We start from the raw sequence: 4,400 nt of genomic DNA, 5'->3' as shown, positions 1-4,400 counted from the left end.
TAAAACAGCACTTGGTGGTTATTTTGTTGAGGAAGAAAAAGTAATCATTGATAATTCAAAAGGAAAAGCTCAAATAGTTAGAAAAGAGATAACTAAGAGGTACATCCCCCCTAGTGTTACTATGCAAATATTCTTAGCAAAGAACTACTTTCCAGATGAATTCAAGGATAGACAGGAAATTGAGCATAGTGGTGGCATCACTAATACTGAAATTGATTTATCTGATTTTACAGAGGAAGAGTTGAGAGACCTTGCAAAAATGGACAAATCAACAAATTAAAGAAATAGCAAAAAAAGCAAAAATTGAACTTGAAAAAGAAATTTATTAAGTTTTACTCTGTACACAAAAGAAAATTATTTTATTAATTGGCATCATCAAGTTTATGCTGATAAATTAGATCAGTTTGCTAAAGGTGAAATTAAAAAACTAATGATTTTTATGCCACCACAACATGGAAAAAGTGAACTATGCAGTCGAAGGCTTCCAGCTAAATTAATCGGTGATAATCCGAACAGAAGAATAGCAGTAATTAGTTATAATATCTCATTCGGAAAGAAATTCTTAAGAGAAATAAAGCGAATCATCCAATCGGAGGAATACAACTCCTTATATAAAATTAATTTAAGCAATGGCTTTGATGGATACATTAATACATCTGAAGAATTCGAAATACCACATCATGAAGGTTCAATCATAGGAACAGGGATTGGTGGAGGATTAACCGGAAGACCAGTTGATATTGGAATTATTGATGACCCTTATAAAGATGCTCAAGATGCTTGGAGTGAAACCATAAGAAAGAATGTAAAGGACTGGTACGATACAGTATTTAGGACCCGTCTTCATAATGATTCGCAACAATTAATTACATTAACAAGATGGCATCCGGAGGACCTAGCGGGATGGTTACTTGAAAATGAACCAGATGAATGGGAAGTAGTAATTGTAGATAAGTACATTATTTACTTTAGAAATATAATAAAATATTCAAATTAAGATATCTTCATTATATAATAAAGATATGAATAATTTGAATATTTTTTTTCGTATTAACTAATCTTTATGGTTGAAAGGTATTGGATAATAAAAAAAAGAGAAGACACAGTCACCAAACTTACTCTTCTCTTTGCTCCAATAAGCAATTACTATGTTATCAAATTTAAGAGTAAAAATCAATAATAGTTTAAAGGATAGTTATAATTGTTTTATAAAGCACCTTATTTTTAGTTTACTAGTTTGTCCTATTTGTAAAGCTAAAGGATTAATGGAAATTCATGCTTATTACCCTAGACATGTAGTTGCTTTAATAGGTGGGGTATTGATTGATGAAATTATTGATATTTTAAGATTAAGATGTTGTTCATGCGGCCATACTCATGCTATATTACCAGACTTCATCATTCCATATTGTACCTATAGTTATAGTTTGATTCTGGAATGTTTAAATGGGTATTATAGTAAGGTAAAGATCGAAGAACTATGTGAAAGATATAATATATCACCTCAGCTGATATATTCTTGGATTAAAAGATTTCAGGATCATAAAGCTCAATGTATTTTTTTATTTAAAGGAAAAAAAGAAGAAAATTTAAAAGTTAAGTTAATTGATATTTTAAAAAGAATATTAGGTTATATCGATCTATCAGACTTCTTAACAGAATACTTTAATGAAAATAAGTATTGTTTTATGCAAGTTATTAAATCGCCTGGATAACTTGTTTTTTATAAATAACATGACCACACAATAATTGAATGGTTTTTCAAATTCCGACAATTTATACTCTTATTAGAGGTGAAAGATATGAATGAAAAACTTTTAAAGGAGATAGCACTCCTAAAATATTCAATTATTGCTCCAGTTGTCACAAATACATATGTTGCTCCCTCGAAAATAGAACATTTTCGTAAGGAGTCAAAAAAGCAGTTTACCTTATCAGATGGTACGCTCTTTTCGTTTACCCCCGAAACCGCTAAGGGATGGTATTTAAAGTATATGCATCATGGAATTGATGCATTAATGCCTAAGGGTAGAAGTGATTGTGGTATTTCAAGATCACTTAATGATGAAGCCATCAGGAGGATTAAAGAATTAAAGAATCAGTTTCCCCATATTACTGGTACATTAATCTATCAAAAGTTAATTGAAGAGGGAACAATTAGAAAAATAGGAACATCATTATCAAGTGTATTGCGCTATATTCGTAATCATAATTTAAAAGCGAATCAATTATCAGGGATTGAAAGAAAAGCTTTCGAAATGGAATATAGTAATGATATGTGGCAGGCTGATTCAAGTCATTTTGTGGTATTAAATCAAAATGGGAAGAAATCCAAAACATATCTAATATGTTTTATCGATGATGCATCACGCTTAATTGTTGGACACGGAGTCTTCTTTAACGATAATGCGGTTAATATGCAGCTAGTATTTAAACAAGCAGTGGCTAAATATGGGGTTCCTAAAAGATTGCTAGTAGATAACGGTGGACCGTATAAAAATGAACAATTAGAATTGATTTGTGCTTCTATCGGTACGGTTTTAATCCATAGTAGGCCTTATTCACCTGAGTCCAAAGGTAAGCAAGAAAGGTTCTTTAGAACGATTAAAGATAAATGGATGAACGGTACTGATTGGAATCAATTTCAATCTTTAGATGAATTGAATGAAGTTATTGTTAGATTCATTAATGATGAATACAATAACTCTATTCATTCCGGAATTAAACAAACTCCTAAATTACGGTTTATAAAGGATATGGATCGTATTCGTTATATCCCAATTGAGGAACTAGAAAAACATTTCCTTCATCGTGAGAATCGTAGAGTTCTAAATGATGCCACTATTCCAGTTAATAAAATTACTTTCGAGGTGCCACAGAAGTATATTGGTCAAAAAGTTCAAGTAAGATATTTACCATTTGATTTGTCGAAAGCCTATTTATTCGATAATGATAATATAATTGAAATTTACCCACTTAAGAAAATTGATAATTCCAAGATAAAGAGAAAGAATACTATCGATTATAGTATGTTAAGTGAGGTGAGCTATAATGTATAAGATGTTTTATGGTTTAGAATTTAATCCGTTTGATAAATCATTGGATACCAAGTATCACTTCAAATCACAAGACTTTACCGAAGCATTATCTAGGCTAGAGTATCTAAAGTCTATTAAAGGAATAGGTTTATTTTCAGGGGGGGCTGGATCTGGTAAAACATATACAATAAGACATTTTACTTCAACACTAAATCCGAGCCTTTTTAAAGTGGTTTATATACCTTTATCAACTATTACTGTAATGGAGTTTTATCGTAATCTCTGCTTTGGTTTAGGGATAGAACCATGTTACAAGAAAACTGATATGTTTAGAAATATTCAGGAAACACTGATATCCCTTTGTAGGGATAAAAAGATTAACATGGTCATTATTTTTGACGAAGCGCAGTATTTAAGAACTGAAATTCTAAATGATCTTAAAATTCTTCTTAACTTTGACCTTGATTCAAAGAATTATGTAACTTGTATACTTATTGGACAACCAATATTAAATACGATTTTATCAAAGAATATCCACGAACCACTAAGACAGAGAATAGTCATTAACTATCACTTTACTGGTATTACTAAGGATGAAGTAAAGGACTATATTAAAACCCGTTTAAGTAATGCCGGATGCCATCAGGAAATCTTTAATCCAAGTGCGATTGAAGCAATCTATGGTTGTAGTAATGGTTCTGTAAGAAAACTCAATAACCTATTAGTAAAATGCTTAATAATTGGTACTCAGCAGAAAAAACAAGTAATTGATACTGATATTGTAATGGCGGCCCAAAATGAAATTGAAATCAACTAAATTGAGAGAGTATTTAATGAATAGTTGCCCAATTAATCAAGATGTGCGTAACCCTAAAGTATATGCGCATTTGAGAGGTGTGAGTGGTTATGATTACTTCTTCTTTGACTTCAAGGATACAATGGGTTATTGTCTGATATCTTATAATGATGAATATTTTAACACTGGACCAGTAAGTGAATATTTATGTATAAGTATTGATTCTTTAATTATTGATGAGGCTATTATTCTCTATAATTCAAAATATATTGGTAAACGGTTTAATAAAGTGAATAAAAAGATTTTAAAGAGAGCTTAATTAGCTCTCTTTAATTTAGAAAAATTGGATTAAATAAAATAAACAAAGTGGAAAAATAATTCAAAAATAATGATTAATTAATTTAGATAAAACGACATTAATAAAATGAAAACTACAAACTAGATTTGATAATTTGAAAAATTCGATTAATTATTATACAAATCGAATAATTAATTTGAAAATATGCCAAAAATGATACAGTAAATAATTTGAAAATTAACGAAGTAATTAAAGTGCTAATCTACAA

Annotated in this window: 5 protein-coding genes and 1 pseudogene; all 6 read left to right on the top strand. The window is 29.9% G+C overall.

From position 1 onward, the window contains the following. Nucleotides 1–280, top strand: a pseudogene (locus ACESM9_RS14660) (hypothetical protein); the annotation flags it as partial. Nucleotides 281–430: 150 nt separating this feature from the next. Continuing rightward, nucleotides 431–997, top strand: coding sequence for a terminase large subunit domain-containing protein (locus ACESM9_RS14655; RefSeq protein ID WP_373000347.1), 567 nt, complete (start codon nucleotides 431–433; stop codon nucleotides 995–997). Between the two features lie 151 nt (nucleotides 998–1,148). Next, nucleotides 1,149–1,715, top strand: a complete 567-nt coding sequence (locus ACESM9_RS14650; RefSeq protein ID WP_373000345.1) for a DUF6431 domain-containing protein — start codon at nucleotides 1,149–1,151, stop codon at nucleotides 1,713–1,715. Nucleotides 1,716–1,802: 87 nt separating this feature from the next. Then, nucleotides 1,803–3,059: a DDE-type integrase/transposase/recombinase gene (locus ACESM9_RS14645; protein WP_373000342.1), complete on the top strand. Its 1,257-nt coding sequence runs from the start codon at nucleotides 1,803–1,805 to the stop codon at nucleotides 3,057–3,059. After that, nucleotides 3,052–3,855: an ExeA family protein gene (locus tag ACESM9_RS14640; RefSeq protein ID WP_373000339.1), complete on the top strand. Its 804-nt coding sequence runs from the start codon at nucleotides 3,052–3,054 to the stop codon at nucleotides 3,853–3,855. Before ACESM9_RS14645 ends, ACESM9_RS14640 begins: the two co-directional genes overlap by 8 nt. Next, on the top strand, nucleotides 3,836–4,153 hold the full coding sequence (locus tag ACESM9_RS14635; RefSeq protein WP_373000336.1) for a hypothetical protein: 318 nt from the start codon (nucleotides 3,836–3,838) through the stop codon (nucleotides 4,151–4,153). The genes ACESM9_RS14640 and ACESM9_RS14635 overlap by 20 nt, the downstream gene beginning before the upstream one ends. The last annotated feature ends 247 nt before the right edge of the window (nucleotides 4,154–4,400 follow it).

The organism is Lutispora sp. (assembly GCF_041687175.1).
Taxonomy (GTDB): Bacteria; Bacillota; Clostridia; order Lutisporales; family Lutisporaceae; genus Lutispora.
The sequence above is the reverse complement of the archived record's forward strand: the minus strand, read 5'-3'. Positions and strand labels throughout refer to the sequence as shown.

Coding starts and splice junctions, on each gene's coding strand:
- ACESM9_RS14655 (WP_373000347.1), top strand. CDS start 431: ATGATTTTTATGCCACCACAACATGGAAAAAGTGAACTATGCAGTCGA.
- ACESM9_RS14650 (WP_373000345.1), top strand. CDS start 1,149: ATGTTATCAAATTTAAGAGTAAAAATCAATAATAGTTTAAAGGATAGT.
- ACESM9_RS14645 (WP_373000342.1), top strand. CDS start 1,803: ATGAATGAAAAACTTTTAAAGGAGATAGCACTCCTAAAATATTCAATT.
- ACESM9_RS14640 (WP_373000339.1), top strand. CDS start 3,052: ATGTATAAGATGTTTTATGGTTTAGAATTTAATCCGTTTGATAAATCA.
- ACESM9_RS14635 (WP_373000336.1), top strand. CDS start 3,836: ATGAAATTGAAATCAACTAAATTGAGAGAGTATTTAATGAATAGTTGC.